The 17,566-nt window shown below is 70.8% G+C and carries 13 protein-coding genes; 6 read left to right on the top strand and 7 right to left on the bottom strand.

All coding sequences use genetic code 11. The annotated features are described in order from the left end of the window. Nucleotides 1-20: 20 nt before the first annotated feature. The gene (locus AB5J53_RS16710; RefSeq protein WP_369246450.1) at nucleotides 21-227 is read right to left on the bottom strand and encodes a hypothetical protein; all 207 of its coding nucleotides are present in this window, start codon (nucleotides 225-227) and stop codon (nucleotides 21-23) included. Nucleotides 228-405: 178 nt separating this feature from the next. On the opposite strand from AB5J53_RS16710, the gene AB5J53_RS16705 reads away from it, so the two are divergent. After that, on the top strand, nucleotides 406-1,134 hold the full coding sequence (locus tag AB5J53_RS16705) for a transporter substrate-binding domain-containing protein (protein WP_369246449.1): 729 nt from the start codon (nucleotides 406-408) through the stop codon (nucleotides 1,132-1,134). Between the two features lie 62 nt (nucleotides 1,135-1,196). On the opposite strand, the gene AB5J53_RS16700 is transcribed toward AB5J53_RS16705, so the two are convergent. Then, complete coding sequence (locus tag AB5J53_RS16700) at nucleotides 1,197-2,627, bottom strand: MFS transporter (RefSeq protein ID WP_369246448.1); 1,431 nt, start codon at nucleotides 2,625-2,627, stop codon at nucleotides 1,197-1,199. A 101-nt stretch (nucleotides 2,628-2,728) separates the two neighbouring features. Between AB5J53_RS16700 and AB5J53_RS16695 the strand changes: the two genes are divergently transcribed. Next, nucleotides 2,729-3,697: a helix-turn-helix transcriptional regulator gene (locus AB5J53_RS16695; RefSeq protein WP_369246447.1), complete on the top strand. Its 969-nt coding sequence runs from the start codon at nucleotides 2,729-2,731 to the stop codon at nucleotides 3,695-3,697. Nucleotides 3,698-3,756: 59 nt separating this feature from the next. On the opposite strand, the gene AB5J53_RS16690 is transcribed toward AB5J53_RS16695, so the two are convergent. Then, on the bottom strand, nucleotides 3,757-5,220 hold the full coding sequence (locus tag AB5J53_RS16690; protein WP_369246446.1) for an MFS transporter: 1,464 nt from the start codon (nucleotides 5,218-5,220) through the stop codon (nucleotides 3,757-3,759). 200 nt (nucleotides 5,221-5,420) lie between these two features. On the opposite strand from AB5J53_RS16690, the gene dusB reads away from it, so the two are divergent. Further along, the gene (gene dusB, locus AB5J53_RS16685) at nucleotides 5,421-6,575 is read left to right on the top strand and encodes a tRNA dihydrouridine synthase DusB (RefSeq protein WP_369246445.1); all 1,155 of its coding nucleotides are present in this window, start codon (nucleotides 5,421-5,423) and stop codon (nucleotides 6,573-6,575) included. Between the two features lie 77 nt (nucleotides 6,576-6,652). Here dusB and AB5J53_RS16680 read toward each other — a convergent pair whose 3' ends face one another. Both AB5J53_RS16680 and AB5J53_RS16675 read right to left on the bottom strand, forming a co-directional pair. After that, on the bottom strand, nucleotides 6,653-8,590 hold the full coding sequence (locus tag AB5J53_RS16680; RefSeq protein ID WP_369246444.1) for a glycogen debranching N-terminal domain-containing protein: 1,938 nt from the start codon (nucleotides 8,588-8,590) through the stop codon (nucleotides 6,653-6,655). Then, nucleotides 8,587-10,344, bottom strand: coding sequence for a hypothetical protein (locus tag AB5J53_RS16675; RefSeq protein ID WP_369246443.1), 1,758 nt, complete (start codon nucleotides 10,342-10,344; stop codon nucleotides 8,587-8,589). The genes AB5J53_RS16680 and AB5J53_RS16675 overlap by 4 nt, the downstream gene beginning before the upstream one ends. 119 nt (nucleotides 10,345-10,463) lie before the next feature. Here AB5J53_RS16675 and AB5J53_RS16670 point away from each other — a divergent pair, with 119 nt between their 5' ends. From AB5J53_RS16670 to AB5J53_RS16660, 3 genes are all read left to right on the top strand, one after another. Next, nucleotides 10,464-11,687, top strand: a complete 1,224-nt coding sequence (locus AB5J53_RS16670) for an ROK family protein (RefSeq protein ID WP_369246442.1) — start codon at nucleotides 10,464-10,466, stop codon at nucleotides 11,685-11,687. 425 nt (nucleotides 11,688-12,112) lie between these two features. Then, nucleotides 12,113-14,854: a pyruvate, phosphate dikinase gene (gene ppdK / locus AB5J53_RS16665; protein WP_369246441.1), complete on the top strand. Its 2,742-nt coding sequence runs from the start codon at nucleotides 12,113-12,115 to the stop codon at nucleotides 14,852-14,854. A gap of 276 nt (nucleotides 14,855-15,130) precedes the next feature. Next, a complete protein-coding gene (locus tag AB5J53_RS16660; protein WP_369246440.1) occupies nucleotides 15,131-16,060 on the top strand; it encodes an oxidoreductase in 930 nt (309 codons plus the stop codon). Nucleotides 16,061-16,094: 34 nt separating this feature from the next. Here the strand turns inward: AB5J53_RS16660 and AB5J53_RS16655 are convergent, their stop codons facing one another. Both AB5J53_RS16655 and AB5J53_RS16650 read right to left on the bottom strand, forming a co-directional pair. Beyond that, nucleotides 16,095-16,859, bottom strand: a complete 765-nt coding sequence (locus tag AB5J53_RS16655) for an SDR family NAD(P)-dependent oxidoreductase (RefSeq protein WP_369246439.1) — start codon at nucleotides 16,857-16,859, stop codon at nucleotides 16,095-16,097. Between the two features lie 100 nt (nucleotides 16,860-16,959). Further along, on the bottom strand, nucleotides 16,960-17,544 hold the full coding sequence (locus AB5J53_RS16650; protein ID WP_369246438.1) for a TetR/AcrR family transcriptional regulator: 585 nt from the start codon (nucleotides 17,542-17,544) through the stop codon (nucleotides 16,960-16,962). Nucleotides 17,545-17,566 lie beyond the last annotated feature (22 nt).

Raw genomic sequence — 17,566 nt, 5'->3', positions numbered from 1 at the left:
GCGGGGGCTGCCCGCCGGGCCTACGCCTCCGTCGGATCCACCGTCGCCTGATGCGCCTCCGCCAGGTGTTCCTCCGCCTTCAGCCACGGCAGGAACTGCGCGGCCTTGCGCCACCCGCAGGTGTCGCATCTGATCGTGCGTTGTACGCCCGCTCGTTGGACGCGTACGACGTGCTCGCGGCCGTGCTGGTCCCAGCGGCTTACCTTGCTCGTGTTGATCTGCAGCATGACACCTCCAGGTGTTACCGCTTCGCTTGCGCAGCAAGGAGTGTGCAGCATGGCGAAGATCAACGGGGGTTCTTCGGTGGCGAGTTCCGTGTGGGGTCGGTCGCGTTCATGAAGGGGTCAGGTGTCCCTCGGCGGTCTCTACGGCGGCGGTGGGTACGTTGAACCTACACTCCGCTCCATGACGACCGGGACCGGAACTGCCGCCATCGCCAAGGACCTCGCCCCGAACGGCACCCTGCGGGCCTCGATCAACCTGGGCAATCCGGTACTCGCCCAGGGCACCCCGGCGGCTCCGGCCGGCATCACCGTCGACCTCGCGCGCGAGATCGGCGCCCGGCTGAAACTGCCCGTCGAACTCCTCTGCTTCGACGCCGCGCGCAAGTCGTACGAGGCGATGGCGGAAGGCCGCGCCGACATCTGCTTCCTGGCCGTCGAGCCCGCACGCGAGGCCGAGGTCGCCTTCACGGCGCCGTACGTCGTGATCGAGGGCGTGTACGCCGTGCCCCGTGACTCGGACCTCACCACCGTCGCGGACGTGGACCGTCCCGGCGTACGGATCGGTGTGAAGCGCGGTTCCGCCTACGACCTCTTCCTCTCCCGCACCCTCCGGCACGCGAGCGTGGTGCGCGGGGAGGAAGGAGTCGAGGTGTTCCGCACCGAGGGCCTGGAGGTCGCCGCCGGCATCAGGCAGCCGATGACCGAGTTCGTCACACGGCACCCCGAACTCCGCCTGATCGAGGACCGATTCACGCAGATCCGCCAGGCGGTCGGCACGACCACGACCCGTCGCCCCGAGACCGTCCGCTTCCTCCGCGACCTCGTCGAGGAACTGAAGACGAACGGCTTCGTCACGGACGCCCTTCGCCGCGCGCACCAGTCGCAGACGCTGGTCGCTCCACCCGCGTAGGCGGCGGGAGGGGCGCGCTCGGGGAGGTCGTCCTGCGCCCGGCCCGGGATCGGCCCGCGCGCTCAGCTGATCGTGCGCGGCAGGCGCAGGCTCAAGGCCGTCGTCAGGGCCACGCCCGCCAGCTGGACCAGGAGGGTTGTCACGAGGGCGTCCTGCATGCCGTGACCCGGTACCAAGGAGAGGAAAAGGGTGCCCAGGGTGGCGACGCCGAGGGCGAGGGCCGACTGCTGGGTGGTGATCATGACGCCGCTGCCGACGCCGGCGCGGGCGGGCGGGACCTCGGAGAGGATGATGCGGAAGATGACGGGGAGTTGGAGGGCCTGGCCCGCGCCCGCGACCGCCGCGCCCGGCGCCAGCTCCCATACTCCGAGGTTCGGCCAGGACCGCCACGCGGTCACCACCAGAAGGGCCACGCCCACCGCCTGGATCAGCCCGCCTACGGTGACGATCCGGGTGCCGTACCGGGCGACCAGCCGGGGGCCGCACAGGGAGACGACGAAGAAGACGACCGCCATGGGCGCGAGAGCCAGGCCCGCGGGCACCGGACCGAGGCCCGCACCCCGCTGCAACGCCACCGCGATCACGAACATGAACCCGCTGAAGCCGATCGAGAACGGAACGATCATCACCAGGCCGCGGCGCAGGGAGAGCAGGGAGAAGAGGCTCGGCGGGACCAGGGGTGTGCGGCCGCTGCGGTCCTCCCGGCGTTCGACGAAGTAGAACGCCGCCGCCGCGACGGGGAACAGAGCGAGTGATACCCACGTCCACAGGGGCCAGCCCGCCGCCCTGCCCTCCGTCAGCGGGGCGAGGAGCGTCACCAGGGAGATCGCGAGCAGTACCGTGCCCGGCGCGTCGATCGGCTCCGGGCGCTGCGAGCGCGTCTCGGGCACGGCACGCGCGGCCAGGATCAGGCCGAGGATCACGACGGGCACGTTGACGAGGAAGACCGCGCGCCAGCCGGTACCGGCGATGTCCGCCGCGACCAGGACGCCGCCGAGGATCTGCCCGGTCACCATGGACAGGCCGGCCGTGGCCCCGTACAGACCCATGGCCTTCGCACGGCGCGGGCCCGCGGTCGCCGACTGGATGGTGGCGAGCACCTGCGGCAGCATCGCCGCGGATGCCGCGCCCTGCGCGACACGCGCCGCCACCAGCGTCCAGGCGGTGGGCGCGAGCCCGCACGCCAGCGAGGTCAGGCCGAAGGCCGCCATGCCGCCGAGGAAGAACTGACGCCGCCCGAAGAGGTCGCCGAGGCGTCCGCCCAGGACGAGCAGGACGGCGTACGCGACTCCGTAGCCGGCGACGACGAGTTCGAGGACGGCCTCGCTCGCGTTCAGGTCACGGCCGATGGTCGGCAGGGCTACGTTGACGATGAAGAAGTCGATGAGCGGCAGTGCCGCACCGAGCAGCACGGTGAAGAGTCCGAGGCCGCCGAGCACGGGTGGTGCGACAGGGGAACGGACTGGGGTCGTGATAGTTCCGGTTTCGGTCACGTGCTCCAGCCTTCTCCCGGCCTCAGGCTGGTACCAGAGTCTTCTTATCCTGGTAGAAGCAGTACCTGGAAACAGGTTCCGGTGAGCGGCAGGCTGGAGGCATGACGACCATGGCGCAGGAGACGACGACCAGCGGCCCTGCCCCGACGGGCACGACGTCGGCGCCGGTGGGCACCCCCGAGCCCCCGCAGCCGCACGGCACCGCTGCCCCCCGCGGCAGCGAGATCCGGCGGCACGAGCTCGCCGCCTTCCTGCGCAACCGCCGCGAACGCATCACGCCCGAGCAGGTCGGACTGCCCCGTGGCCGCCGCCGACGCACCCCGGGCCTGCGCCGCGAGGAGGTGGCGCAGCTCTCCGCCGTCGGCGTCACCTGGTACACCTGGCTCGAACAGGCCCGTGACATCCAGGTCTCCGAGCAGGTCCTCGACGCCCTGGCCCGCACCCTGCTCCTCGACTCCAGCGAGCGCGCCCACCTCTTCCAGCTGGCCGGCGCCATCGACCCCTCGCCCGCCGCGCAGTGCCCGACCATCACTCCGGCCCTGCGCCTGATGCTGACCCAGCTGGAGCCGGTCCCGGCCTGCATCCAGAACAGCCGGTACGACATCCTCGCGTACAACCGCACGTACGCCCGCCTGATGATGAGCGACCTCGACGCCATACCGCCCGAGGACCGCAACTGCATGATCCTCGTCTACACGAACGAGGAGTGGCGCAAATCGATCGTGCTCCTCGACGAGACCATGCGCATGATGGCCGCCAAGCTGCGCGCCTCGATGGCCGGACACCTCGGTGAACCTGCCTGGAAGATGCTGGTCAAGCGGCTGAAGACGGAGTCGGCGGAATTCCGGGAGATCTGGGAGCGGTACGAGGTGGTCGGCGGCGCCCGCAGCAAGACCAAGCAGTTCCTCAACCCGTACGTCGGGCTGCTCACCCTCGACCACACCGACCTGTGGCTGGCCCCCGACATGGGCGCCCGGATGGTGACGTACGCCCCCACGGACGAGGAGAGCCGCGAGCGCTTGGAGCAGCTGTACGAGAGCGCGCTGACGGCGGAGGCCGAGGCTGCCTAGACCATCGAGCCGACGCAGATCGTCGAGCCGGCGGCGACCGTCGAGCCGGTGGTGATCGCCTAGGCGGCGGGTGCGTCCTGGGCCCGTACGCCCACCGGGTCCCGTACCTCCGGGGACTCCAGCTGTTGCGCCGTCCGCACGGCCGTCCCGCGTGCCCAGCGTCCGCTGGTCAGCGCGCCCAGGACCAGGACCGCCAGACCGCACCCGGCGATGATCCACCAGCCGGGGCGGGCGGCCGACACGAACGTGTCCTTGTATGCCGACGCCCCCACTCCGGAGGCCAGCACGGCGCCGACCACGGCGACGCCGAGGGTGCCGCCGATCTGGCGGCTGGTCGAGGCGACGGCGGCGGCGACGCCCGCCTGGCTGCGGGGCATGCCGGAGACGGCGGTGTTGGTGATGGGGGCGTTCACGAAGCCGAAGCCCAGGCCGAAGAGGACGTAACCGAGGACCAGTGTGGCGTTCGAGGTCTCGGCCTCGAAGGCGGCGAAGAGGATGCCGCTCGCGGTCATCGCGACCCCGGCGACCAGGAGCGAGAAGCGCGGGCCGCGGCTGCCGACCAGCCGGCCCGACACGGGCGCGCACACGAAGCACATGGCCGCCATCGGCAGCATCCACAGGCCCGCGTGCAGCGCGTCCAGGCCGCGGACGTTCTGCAGATAGAGCGTCGACAGGAACAGGAAGCCGCTGAGCGCCGCGAACGCGCTGATGGCGATGACCGTGGCCCCGCTGAACGGCGCCGAGCGGAAGAAGCGCAGGTCGATGAGGGGTTCGGCGCGCCGGGGCTCGTAACGCAGCAGGCCGAGCAGCGCGGCGACGGCGATCACGCCGAAGGCGAGGGTCTTCAGGGCGCCGGAGCTGGGCGCCTCGATGATCGCGTACGTCAGCGAGCCGAGCAGGGCGATGACGAGGAACTGGCCGACCGGGTCGGGGCGGCGGGCCTTGGGCGCGCGGGACTCGGGGACGTAGCGCAGGGTGAGCAGGAGCGCGGCCAGGCCCACCGGGAGGTTGATCCAGAAGATCGACCGCCAGCCGACCGAGTCCACGAGCAGGCCGCCGACCAGCGGCCCGGCAGCCATCGAGATGCCGACCACGCCGCCCCACACACCGATCGCGCGGGCGCGCTCGCGCGGGTCCGTGAAGGTGTTGGTGATGATCGACATCGCCACCGGGTTCAGCATCGAACCGCCGACCGCCTGCACCATGCGGAAGGCGATGAGGGAGTCGAGGTTCGGGGCGAGGGAGCAGAGCACCGAGCCGATCGTGAAGATGATCAGGCCCGCCATGAAGACCTTGCGCCGCCCGATGCGGTCCGCGGTCGAGCCCGCGAGCATCAACAGCGAGGCCAGCACCAGGGTGTACGCGTCGATCGTCCACTGCAGGCCCGCCACGCTCGCGTGCAGTTCCTTCTGCATCGAGGGCAGGGCGACGTTCAGAACCGTGTTGTCGAGGCTCACGATCAGCAGGCTCATACAGCAGATCGCGAGCACCAGCATCCGGTGACGAGGGCTGAGCTCGGGCATTCCACCAGGGTACGCCGTTTTCAATAGTGCGTCTAACTAATGACCGCTACATGATCTTCTGTCTCGCATCTCGGCAGGCACCCGCCCCAGGGCCGTACGAGCACGCGTCGCAGCGCGCGACATAGGGCCGTACGGGCACGCGTCGTGGTACGTGACATAGGGCCGTACGAGCACACGTCGCCGTACGCGACAATGGGGGAATGTCCACGCCGACCCTCGCTCCCGCGACCCCGTTGTCGATCGGCCCCCACACGGTGCAGCCGCCCGTCGTCCTCGCGCCCATGGCGGGGATCACGAACGCGCCGTTCCGCACGCTGTGCCGCGAGTTCAGCGGCGGCAAGGGCCTGTTCGTGAGCGAGATGATCACTACGCGGGCGCTCGTCGAGCGCAACGAGAAGACCATGCAGCTGATCCACTTCGACGCGAGCGAGAAGCCGCGCTCGATCCAGCTGTACGGCGTGGACCCGGCGACCGTCGGCAAGGCCGTCCGCATGATCGCGGAGGAGGGTCTTGCCGACCACATCGACCTGAACTTCGGCTGCCCGGTCCCGAAGGTGACCCGCAAGGGCGGCGGCTCGGCCCTCCCGTACAAGCGGAACCTGCTGCGGGCGATCCTGCGCGAGGCCGTCAGCGGCGCCGGAGACCTGCCCGTCACGATGAAGATGCGCAAGGGCATCGACGACGACCACATCACGTTCCTCGACGCCGGCCGGATCGCGGTAGAAGAGGGCGTGACCGCGATCGCGCTGCACGGACGCACCGCCGCGCAGCACTACGGCGGCACGGCGGACTGGGACGCCATCGCGCGCCTCAAGGAGCACGTGCCGGAGATCCCGGTGCTCGGCAACGGCGACATCTGGTCCGCGGAGGACGCGGTACGGATGGTGCGGGAGACCGGGTGCGACGGTGTCGTGGTCGGGCGCGGCTGCCTGGGCCGGCCGTGGCTGTTCGGCGACCTGGTGGCCGCCTTCGAAGGCCGTACGGACGGCTACGCCCGCCCGACGCTCCGCGAGGTCGCGGCCGTCATGGTCCGCCACGCCACCCTGCTCGGTGAGTGGATCGGCGACGAGGCGCGCGGTGTCATCGACTTCCGCAAGCACGTCGCCTGGTACCTGAAGGGCTTCGCGGTCGGCTCCGAAATGCGCAAGCGCCTCGCGATCACCTCGTCGCTCGCCGAACTCTCCGAGGGCCTGGCCGAGTTGGACCTCGACCAGCCCTGGCCCCTCGGCGCGGACGGACCCCGCGGCCGTACCTCCGGCAACAACAGGGTCGTCCTGCCGGACGGTTGGCTGAAGGACCCGTACGACTGCGCGGGGATCAGCGAGGATGCGGAGCTGGACACCTCCGGGGGCTGATGCCGGTCCACACGGGGCCCGCGCTCCCCGGAAAGATCAACTCCTCATCGCTCAATGGGCAAGGAAAACTGAGGGAATCAAGCGCCTCCCACCGCCGTGAGCAGCGCCAGTGGTGCCGCCGCCGACCTCGACTCCCGTACGCACGCGTGCGGGTAGGGCACCGGCTCGCCGTGGGTGTCGCGGCCGTAGCCCGCGAGGACCTCGGGAAGGCGGTGTCCTGCGGCGGTCGCGGCGTCGACGAGGGCATGGGCGACCGTACGGGCCTCGTCGTGCAGTCCGTACCGCGCCAACCCCAGCGTGATCAGCGCGTTGTCGTGCGGCCAGACCGAGCCGCGGTGGTACGAGAGCGGGTGGTACGCCGGCTGATCGGCGGCCAGCGTGCGCACGCCCCAGCCGGAGAAGAAATCCGGCTCCAGCAGACGGCGGCCGACCAGTTCGCCGTACTCCTTGTCCAGGAGCCCGGACCACAGGAGGTGGCCCGCGTCGGAGGCGAGCGCGTCGACGTGGTGGCCGTCGCCGTCCAACGCCAGTGCCGGGAAGGTGTGTTCGGCCATCCAGAAGTCCCGCTGGAAGCGGTCGCGCAGGTCACCGGCGGCCTGTTCGAGCAGGGCCGCGTAGACCTCGTCGTCCCAGACCGTGCGGGCCAGGTGCGCGGTGCGGCGCAGGGCGTCGTACGCGTATCCCTGCGCGCCCGCCGCCATCACCGGGCCGGTGGGGCGGCTGCCGTCGGCCGAGCAGATGGCGCCCGGGGAGTCCTTCCAGTTCTGGTTGGCGAGGCCGCCGCCGTCCGCGCGGTAGACGAGATAGCCGCGCGAGGTCAGCCCGCCGTGGTCCAGCATCCAGCCGATCGCTGCGCGGGCGTTGGCCTCCAGGCGCCGGGCCAGGGTGACATCACCGGTCTGCTCGGTGTACGCGCCGAGCAGCACCAGGAACAGCGGCGTCGCGTCGACCGAACCGTAATAACGCCCGTACGGCACCTGCCCGAAGTGCGCCAGCTCACCGTGCCGCACCTCGTGCACGATCTTGCCGGGCTGGGCCACCGCCTCGGCTCCCGTCTCCGTCGCCTGGGTCGCGGCCAGCGCGGGCAGGGTGGCGGCGGCGAGCTGGGGGCGGTAGGGGAGCGCGAAGAGGGAGGTCAGGAGGGCGTCGCGGCCCAACAGGGTGAGGAACCACGGCACTCCGGCCGCCGGGACGCGCAGCTCCTCACCGTCCGGGCCCGTCGCCGGGACCTGCAGCACCGCCAGGTCGGACAGGCCCCGCGCGCAGGCCGCGGCCAGCTCCGGCCAGCCGGTCGGGAACGGCACGCCCTCCGCGAACTCGCCCTCCAGAGCGAGGAGTTGCTCGTTGGCGGCAGCGGGGGAGAGTGGTACCCGCGGATCGTGCGCGGCACCGTGCGGACGCGCCGCGACCCGCAGCGACAGCTCCGCCGAACCGTGCGGTTCGAGATCCAGGGTCCATACGAGCCGACGCGCGCCCGTGCCCGTCTCCTCGACGCCGTCAGGGGCGGGCTCGGCGGTGACCGTCGTACAGGACCGCCACTCACCGCGCCGGTAGCTGAACTCCACCCCGTCGTCGAGGACTTGGCGCTGGCGGACCACGCCCGTCTTGGCGTACGTACGGTAGTCGGAGCGCAGCTCGAACTGGTCCGTGAAGTCCGCGTCCGCGGTGACCGCGATACGGACCGTCGTGGGCGTCGGACGATTGCTGGTGACGCGCAACGCCTCCACGAACGCGCTGTCGGCGACGGCCTGTTCACGGAAGAGCGTGTACGCGGGCGGCTCGGTGCGGCCGCCGCGCGGCACCAGCACGCAGCGTGCCGTGTCGCCGTCCGCGACCGGTGTGAGCGCCTCGGGCACCGCGCCGTCGACGGTGAGCTGCCAGCGGCTGAGGTGCCGGGCGTCCCGTACGAATAACCCGTCCGGGGAGCTGCCGCCCCGCACGCCGCTGATGTCCCCGCCGTCGCCCACGGCGGCGAACGTCCCACCGTGCACGAGCAGATGATGCCGGTCCGTCATCCCCGGTCCCCTCCCTTGGCGCCCGTCTCGAATGCGCTGTGTCGTGTTGTGCTGTGCCCCGTGGAGCCGTGTGTCTTGTCGAACGCGTCGTGCCCCGGGTGGGACACGACCTGGTCCGCCCCCGAGGGCTCGTGCAGCAGGTCCAGCGTCAGCGCGGCCGTCCAGCTGAAGCCGAGCGCTCCGCAGGCCTCGCCGGTGTACGGGTCCACATACTCCGCGAACCCGGACTCCCCGGCCGTGTCGAGCAGCGCGGCCCGCAGTCCGTCCGCCCGCGCGTGCTCCCCGTGCAGCCGCAGCCCCCGCTCCAGCAGCCAGTTGGTGTTGAACCAGGCCGGCCCCCGCCAGTACCGGTGCGGATCGAACGCGTGCCCGGTCAGGTCGTAACTCGGCACGAGCCGTGTCGCTCCGCCGAGCCCGAAGTGTCGGCCGCTCGCGGTGCGTACGAGGGTGGCGGCGATGTCGCGGGGCAGTGCGGGGAGGATGAGCGGGAGCAGCCCGGCGACACTGCGCTCGGGGATCAGGGCACCACTGGGAGAGCGCCGCTCCGAAGCGTGAGCACTGCTCTGGAAGCGCTGCTCCACGGCGTGAGCACCGCTCTGCGAGCGCCGCTCCAAACCGAGAGCACCGCTCTGCGAGCGCCGCTCCGGAATGCGAGCACCGCTCTGTGACCCCTGCTCCGATTCGAGAGCACCGCTCTCGCCCCTGCCCCCGCCATACACATCCCGGCAGAAGAACATCCCCTCCGCCGGATCCCACAGCCGATCCACCAGCGCCGCCGTCAGGCGTTCGGCCCGCGCGTGCCGGGCCGTCCCCGCCGCGCCCAGCTCCTGCGCGATGCGCGCCAGCGCGTGCTCCGACGCGATCAGCAGGGCGTTGAACGCCGGGTCCTCGACCGCGAAGTCGCCGCCGCCATCGGCGTACCCGCGGTCGCGGTAGTCGGCGGCGAGGCGCACGTACCGCCCGTAGTCGAGGTCGGTCGGACGGTCCTCGGGGGCCCCGTGGTCGAGGTCGGCACGGCGGAAGGAGCGGGCCGGGGCCGGCGTGATCCGGCTCAGCGGGGCGTCCCAGCACGGGCTGTTGTCCATGCCCTGTTCCCAGGGGTGGACCACGGAGGCGAGACCCCCGCCGCCCAGGTCCCGGCGGTGCAGGAGATAGCGGTGCCAGGCCGCCAGGCGGGGATACATCCGGTGGAGGAAGGAGCGGGCCCGGGACAGCCCCGGGTCGGCCCGGTGCACCAGCCACACGGCGAGCGCGTGCACCGGTGGCTGCACGATGCCCGACGTCTGTACGGTGCGCGGGGCGCCCGCAGCGCGCCCCGCGGTCGAGGAGCGCCAGAAGTCGGGGCTCGGGAAGTACGCGTCCAGCGGCACGGAGGGGTTGAACACGATGTGCGGGATCCGCCCGTCGGCCCACTGCGCGCCGAGCAGGGTCTCCAGCTCCGTCTGTGCCCGCAGCGGCGACAGATGGCGTAGTCCGATCGCGATGAACGCGGAGTCCCACGACCACTGGTGCGGATACAGACCGCGCGAGGGCACCGTGGACGTTCCCGTCCAGTTGCCGTTCAGGACCCGGGCGGCCCTGAGGTGCAGGGAACCCGTCGGGTCGGCGGGATCGTATACAAGCGATCCGGAATGGCTGATCTCGCCCGGACCGGGCGAAGAGGGCGGGCCGGAGGTGTGCACGGGAGTGCCGGAGGTGCGCACGGGGGTGGTGATGCCCATGCGCAGGGCGGTGAGCTGGGTTGTGCTGTCCACTCAGGTCTCCCCGAAGACGTCCGGCCGACCAGTTCGGCAGTAGCTACCGTAGGGTTACGTCTATTTAACACGCAAAACTCAATATGTAATGCAGAGTTGAGGAACGCAAGGGGGTGCGCATGACAGGAAGGGCAGGGAGAACCGTGAAGGCCGGGAATCAGGCAAGCGCCGGAGATCTGCTCGAACTGGTGCGCAGTGGCCGCGCCACGACGCGCGGCGCGCTGCAACAGGCCACCGGCCTGTCGCGGGCCACGGTCGGCCAGCGGCTCGACCGGCTCTTCCGCGCGGGCTGGCTGCGCGAGGGCGCGGGGGGTCCGGTGGATTCGCCGCTGGGCGGCCGCCCCTCCATCACCCTTGAGTTCGACGACGCCCACGCCGTCGTCCTCGCCGCCGACCTGGACACTCGGCACGGCCGGGCGGCCGTCCTCACCCTGACCGGCGAGATCCTGGCCGAGCACTCCGGCGTCCTCGTGATCGACGAGGGCCCGGAGGCGGTCCTCGGCGAACTCGGGCGCTGGTTCGCCGAACTGCTGGAGAAGGCCGGGCACCCGGCGGACGCGGTGTGCGGCATCGGCCTCGCGGTGCCGGGCCCCGTCGACAGCGACACCGGCCGCGTCGTACAGCCGCCGATCATGCCGGGCTGGGACGGCTACGACATAAGGGGACGCCTGGGCCGCGCCTTCGCCGAGCGCTCGGGCGCCAGGGCGGACATCCCGGTACTCGTCGACAACGACGCCAACCTCATGGCGTACGGCGAACAGCGCACCGGATACCCGGACTGTTCGGCGTTCGCCCTGGTCAAGGTCTCCACCGGTATCGGCGCGGGCATGGTCGTGGGCGGTGCCATCTACCGGGGCATCGACGGAGGCGCCGGGGACATCGGGCACATCCGGGTGGGTGCCGACGCGCTGTGCCGGTGCGGCTCGCACGGCTGCCTGGCCGCAGTAGCCAGCGGTGGCGCGGTGGCGCGACGGCTCGCCGAGTCCGGGGTTCCGGCCGCCTCCGGCTCAGATGTGCGCGACCTGCTGACGGCCGGGCACCCGGAGGCGATGGCACTCGCCCGGGAGGCGGGGCGGCAGGTCGGTGACGTACTGGCCACCGTGGTCACGCTGCTCAACCCCGGCGTGCTGATGATCGCCGGGGATTTGGCCGGAACCCCCTTCCTCACCGGGGTGCGCGAGCTGCTGTACCAGCGGGCGCTGCCCCGCTCCACCGCTCATCTGGACGTAGTGACCTCGCGGCTGGGCGAGCGGGCCGGCCTGGTCGGGGCCGGGGCACTGGTCGTGGAGTACCTGTACGCGCCGGAGCGGGCCGAGGAGCGGTTGCGGGCGCTCGGCGTATGAGCCTCCGAAGGTCTCTGTGACAGCTGTGTTTCCGTCCGGATACCCGTCCGCATGGTGAAATCTGGGCGCCTGTGGCAGCGTGATTCTCGCCACCCTTGATAAGGGGTACGCTCAGATGAGCGGATCATGAGCGACTGCACTTCTCCAAGGGGTGGCACTCAGTGCCACCCCTTGATCGTTCATCGATCGAAATCAGACGTGCCGACAGCTGCTCATCTGAGCGAAAATCCGGGTCTACGGGTGTTGATGCGTTCAAGAAGTGAAAACATCTGTTCGTCAGCGCTTGCCAAGCTTTGACTTTCGATCTGCTGGCGGACGAGTGGTTACAGGCGCATGACGCGCAAGTGGACGTACCCAGGCGCCTTCGATCTGGGTATGTTCCCCGTCGTCAGGGCAGCCACCGCGACGTCGAGGAGTCGAGACTCGTGTCGGAAAACAAAGATCCCCACGTAGCTGAGAGCGGCGTCGAGGGCGTGAAGTTCGTTTATGACTTCACCGAGGGCAACAAGGACCTCAAGGACCTCCTTGGCGGCAAGGGTGCGAACCTTGCCGAGATGACCAACCTGGGCCTTCCCGTCCCTCCCGGCTTCACCATCACCACCGAGGCGTGCAAGACGTACCTCGACAGTGGCGAGGAGCCGGCGGCACTGCGTGACGAGGTGAGTGCGCACCTCGAAGCTCTCGAAACGAAGATGGGCAAGAAGCTCGGCCAGGCCGACAACCCTCTGCTCGTATCCGTCCGTTCCGGGGCGAAATTCTCCATGCCGGGCATGATGGACACGGTCCTGAACATCGGCCTCTCCGACAAGTCGGTCCAGGGCCTGGCCAAGCAGGCCGGCGACGAGCGCTTCGCGTGGGACTCGTACCGCCGCCTCATCCAGATGTTCGGCAAGACGGTCCTCGGCGTGGACGGGGAGCTCTTCGAGGACGCCCTGGAGGCGGCCAAGGACGCCAAGAAGGTCACGGTCGACACGGACCTCGAAGCGGGCGACCTGAAGAAGCTCGTCACCAAGTTCAAGAAGATCGTCAAGACCGAGGCCGGTCGCGACTTCCCGCAGGACCCGCGCGAGCAGATGGACCTCGCCATCAAGGCGGTCTTCGACTCGTGGAACGGCGACCGCGCGAAGCTGTACCGCCGCCAGGAGCGCATCCCGCACGACCTCGGTACGGCGGTCAACATCTGCTCGATGGTCTTCGGCAACCTGGGCCCCGACTCGGGCACGGGCGTCGCCTTCACCCGCGACCCGGCCTCCGGCCACCAGGGCGTGTACGGCGACTACCTGCAGAACGCGCAGGGCGAGGACGTGGTGGCGGGCATCCGCAACACGGTTCCGCTCGCGGAGCTGGAGCAGATCGACAAGAAGTCGTACGACCAGCTCATGCAGATCATGGAGACCCTGGAGAACCACTACAAGGATCTCTGCGACATCGAGTTCACCATCGAGCGCGGCCAGCTGTGGATGCTCCAGACCCGCGTCGGCAAGCGCACGGCGGGTGCGGCGTTCCGTATCGCCACGCAGCTGGTGGACCAGGGCCTGATCGACGAGGCGGAGGCGCTCCAGCGGGTGACGGGCGCGCAGCTCGCCCAGCTGATGTTCCCGCGCTTCGACGACGAGGCCAAGGTCGAGCAGGTCGGCCGCGGCATCGCTGCCTCGCCGGGCGCGGCGGTCGGCAAGGCGGTCTTCGACTCGTACACCGCGGTGAAGTGGTCGCGCTCCGGCGAGAAGGTCATCCTCGTCCGCCGTGAGACCAACCCGGACGACCTCGACGGCATGATCGCGGCGGAGGGCATCCTGACCTCCCGCGGCGGCAAGACCTCCCACGCGGCCGTCGTGGCGCGCGGCATGGGCAAGACCTGTGTCTGCGGCGCCGAGGAGCTGGAGGTCGACACCAAGCGGCGCCGGATGACGGTGCCCGGCGGGCACGTCGTGGAGGAGGGCGACCTCATCTCCATCGACGGCTCCACCGGCAAGGTGTACCTGGGCGAGGTCCCGGTCGTCCCGTCGCCGGTCGTCGAGTACTTCGAGGGCCGGATGCACGCCGGTGCCGACGACGCGGATGAGCTGGTCGCCGCGGTGCACCGGATCATGGCGTACGCGGACCGGGTGCGCCGCCTCCGTGTCCGCGCCAACGCCGACAACGCGGAAGACGCCCTGCGGGCCCGTCGCTTCGGCGCCCAGGGCATCGGCCTGTGCCGCACGGAGCACATGTTCCTCGGTGACCGCCGCGAACTGGTCGAGCGCCTGATCCTGGCGGACACGGACACCGAGCGCGAGGACTCGCTGAAGGAGCTGCTCCCGCTCCAGAAGCAGGACTTCGTCGAACTCTTCGAGGCGATGGACGGCCTCCCGGTCACGGTCCGTCTCCTGGACCCGCCGCTGCACGAGTTCCTGCCGGACATCACGGAGCTGTCGGTCCGTGTGGCCCTCGCGGAGTCCCGCAAGGACTCCAACGAGAACGACCTGCGTCTGCTCCAGGCGGTGCACCGTCTGCACGAGCAGAACCCGATGCTGGGCCTGCGCGGCGTGCGCCTCGGCCTGGTGATCCCGGGCCTCTTCACGATGCAGGTCCGTGCGATCGCGGAGGCGGCCGCCGAGCGCAAGAACGCGAAGGGCGACCCGCGCGCGGAGATCATGATCCCGCTCGTCGGAACCGTCCAGGAGCTGGAGATCGTCCGCGACGAGGCCGACCAGGTCATCGCGGAGGTGCAGGCGGCGACGGGTACGGAGCTGAAGCTGGCGATCGGCACGATGATCGAGCTGCCGCGGGCCGCCCTGACGGCAGGTCAGATCGCGGAGGCGGCGGAGTTCTTCAGCTTCGGCACGAACGACCTCACCCAGACGGTGTGGGGCTTCTCCCGGGACGACGTGGAGGCCTCCTTCTTCACGGCATACCTGGAGAAGGGCATCTTCGGTGTCTCCCCCTTCGAGACGATCGACAAGGACGGCGTCGGTTCGCTGGTGAAGTCCGCGGCGAAGGCCGGCCGCGAGACGCGCCCCGACCTGAAGCTGGGCGTCTGCGGCGAGCACGGCGGTGACCCGGAGTCGGTCCACTTCTTCCACGAGGTCGGACTCGACTACGTCTCCTGCTCGCCGTTCCGGATCCCGGTGGCCCGCCTGGAGGCGGGGCGCGCGGCGTCGACGGCGAAGGGCAGCGACCACCGCTGATCCCCTGAGACCCCCGGGACTGCCGTCGGTCACCTGACCCTCACCGACAGACAGCGGTCCCGGCGCACCGAGAGAGGGCGGCACCCCTGTGCGGGGGGTGCCGCCCTCTTGGGGCTTCCGGCTTACCGTCGCGGCCCCGGCGACCGGGGAACCGGGCAGCGTTGCCGCTGGTCGGGCGGCGGATCGAACCCGAATTGATCCGGCGGGACCGACGGGGGGAGAGAGGCGGGTGCGGCGTACCGTGGGTGCCGGACACCGCCGGAAAGGGAATCCGTCATGGCAGGCTGGAACGTGAGCGACATCCCCGATCAGAGCGGGCGTACCGCGGTCGTCACCGGGGCCAACAGCGGCCTCGGATACGTCACGGCGCGGGAGCTGGCGCGGAAGGGCGCTCGGGTCGTGCTCGCCTGTCGGGGTGAGGCGCGTGGGCATGCGGCGGGGGATCGGCTCGTGGCCGAGGCGCCGGGCGCGGACGTGGAGTTCGTACGGCTCGATCTCGGGGACCTGAACTCCGTGCGGGAGTTCGCGGATGCCTACCCGTACGACCGCCTCGATCTCCTCGTCAACAACGCGGGCGTCATGGCCCTGCCCCTCGGCCGCACCGCCGACGGGTTCGAGACCCAGTTCGGGGTCAACCACCTCGGGCACTTCGCGCTCACCGGGCTGTTGCTGCCCGCGCTGCTCGGGACCCCGGGCGCCCGGGTCGTGACCGTCTCCAGCATGGTGCACGCGCTGGCCAACATCGACATCGACGACCTCAACAGCGAGCGCGGGCCGTACAGGAAGTGGATCGCTTACGCGCGGTCCAAGACCGCCAATCTCCTGTTCACCCATGAGCTGGCGCGGCGGCTCGCCGCCGGCGGTTCCGATGTCGTCGCGGCCGCCGCGCACCCCGGGTACGCCTCCACCAACCTGCAGACCGCCGGGCCGAAGCTGGAGGGACGCAGGGGCGCCGAGCGGTTCATGGAGATCGGCAACCGGGTCTTCGCCCAGAGCGCCGAGGCCGGGGCGCTGCCCTCGCTGTACGCGGCCACCGCCCCCGACGTGCGGCCCGACGCGTTCATCGGACCGTCGTTCGCGATGTGGCGCGGCTCGCCCGGAAAGTCCTGGCGTACCGGATGGACGCTGAACGACACGGCGGCGGAACGGCTTTGGGCCGCATCGGAGCGGCTGACCGGAGTGACGTACGACGCGCTCACGGTGTGACGCCGGGAGGAGCGCGCTTCGTCGCTCTCGCCTCTCAGAGGGAACCTCCACTGTCGACCACCAGGTCCGTGCCGACGACCGACGCCGCGTCGTCGGAGGCCAGGTAGAGGACGGCCGCGGCCACCTCCTCGGTCGCCGACACGCGGCCGAGCGGCAGTTCGTGGCGTACGCGCTCCACGCGCTCGGACTCCGTCTCGCCGGGGCGCAGTGACATGGTGGTGGCGGAGGCGCCGGGGCTGACGGCGTTGATACGGACGCCGTCGGCGATGTGGTCGAGGGCGGCGGCGCGGGTCAGCGCGGTGACGGCGGCCTTGGAGGCGGCGTAGGCGGCGACGCCCGGGCGGCGGGTGTGTCGGCCGATGGTGGAGGCGATGTTCACGATCGCGCCGCCGGTGGGCTGCGTGCGCATGTGGGCGATCTCCGCCCGCAGGGCGAGGAATACGCCGGTGACGTTGGTGTCGAGCTGTGCGTGCCAGTCCGTCTCGGGGAGGTCGGCGAGCGGTTGGCCGCCGCGGAAGACGCCCGCGTTGTTCACTGCCACGTCGAGGGAGCCGAAGCGGTCCACGGTCGCCGCGACGAGGGTCTGCCAGTCGGCGGCGCGCGACACGTCGGCGGTCACCGCAAGGGCCTTGCCACCCCGCTCCTCGATCAGCGCGACGGTTTCGTCGAGCGGGGTCGCGGTGCGCCCGGCGACGACGACCTGCGCGCCTTCCGTGGCGAGCGCGAGGGCGGTGGCGCGGCCTATGCCGGAGCCGGCGCCGGTGACGAGGGCCGTCCGGCCAAGGAAACGCGTAGACATGAGGTCTCTTTTCTCGACCGGCTTTTCTTGACCGATCGGTTCATTATGGAGGCATGTGAAGGACGGAGGCATGCGAAAGCGCCCCCGAGGCGAGGGCGGTTCAGTCGAGCAGTACCAGGGCCTGTTCCGCCGCGTCCTGGACGCGGGCCGGGTCCGTGGAGGCCTTGCCCACCACGCGCAGGCCCTGCATCAGGACGAGGAGCATGCGGGCCAGCGCCCGCGGGTCGCGGTCCTCGGGCAGCTCTCCCTGTGCCTGCGCGCGGACGAGCGCCGAGTGCAGCACGGTCTCGATGTGGTCCCAGCTGTGCTCGACCCGGCGGGCCGCGGTCGCGTCGTGCGCGGCGAGCTCGGCGGCCGTGTTGGTGACGAAACAGCCGCTCAGGCGCTTGCCTTCGGTCGCCGCCTCGGTCGCGAAGCGGCGCACCACCGTGCGCACGGCGGGCAGCGCGGGGCCCGGCTGGGACAGTTCGCGCAGCAGCCGCGGGTCGCGCGCCTGCTGATAGCGGTCCAGCGCCTTCAGGTACAGCTCGTGCTTGTTGCCGAAGGTCGCGTAGATGCTGGCCCGCCCGACACCGAGACGCTCGACGAGATCGGACATCGACGTCGCCTCGTAGCCGCGCTGCCAGAACAGCTCCAGGGCTGCCTGCAGCGCGGCGTCGGGATCGAACTCCTTGGTCCTGGCCACGTGAAGTAGCCTAGGTTTTTCT

Origin of the sequence: Streptomyces sp. R41, assembly GCF_041053055.1 — a bacterium.
GTDB lineage: Bacteria > Actinomycetota > Actinomycetes > Streptomycetales > Streptomycetaceae > Streptomyces.
The sequence above is the reverse complement of the archived record's forward strand: the minus strand, read 5'-3'. Positions and strand labels throughout refer to the sequence as shown.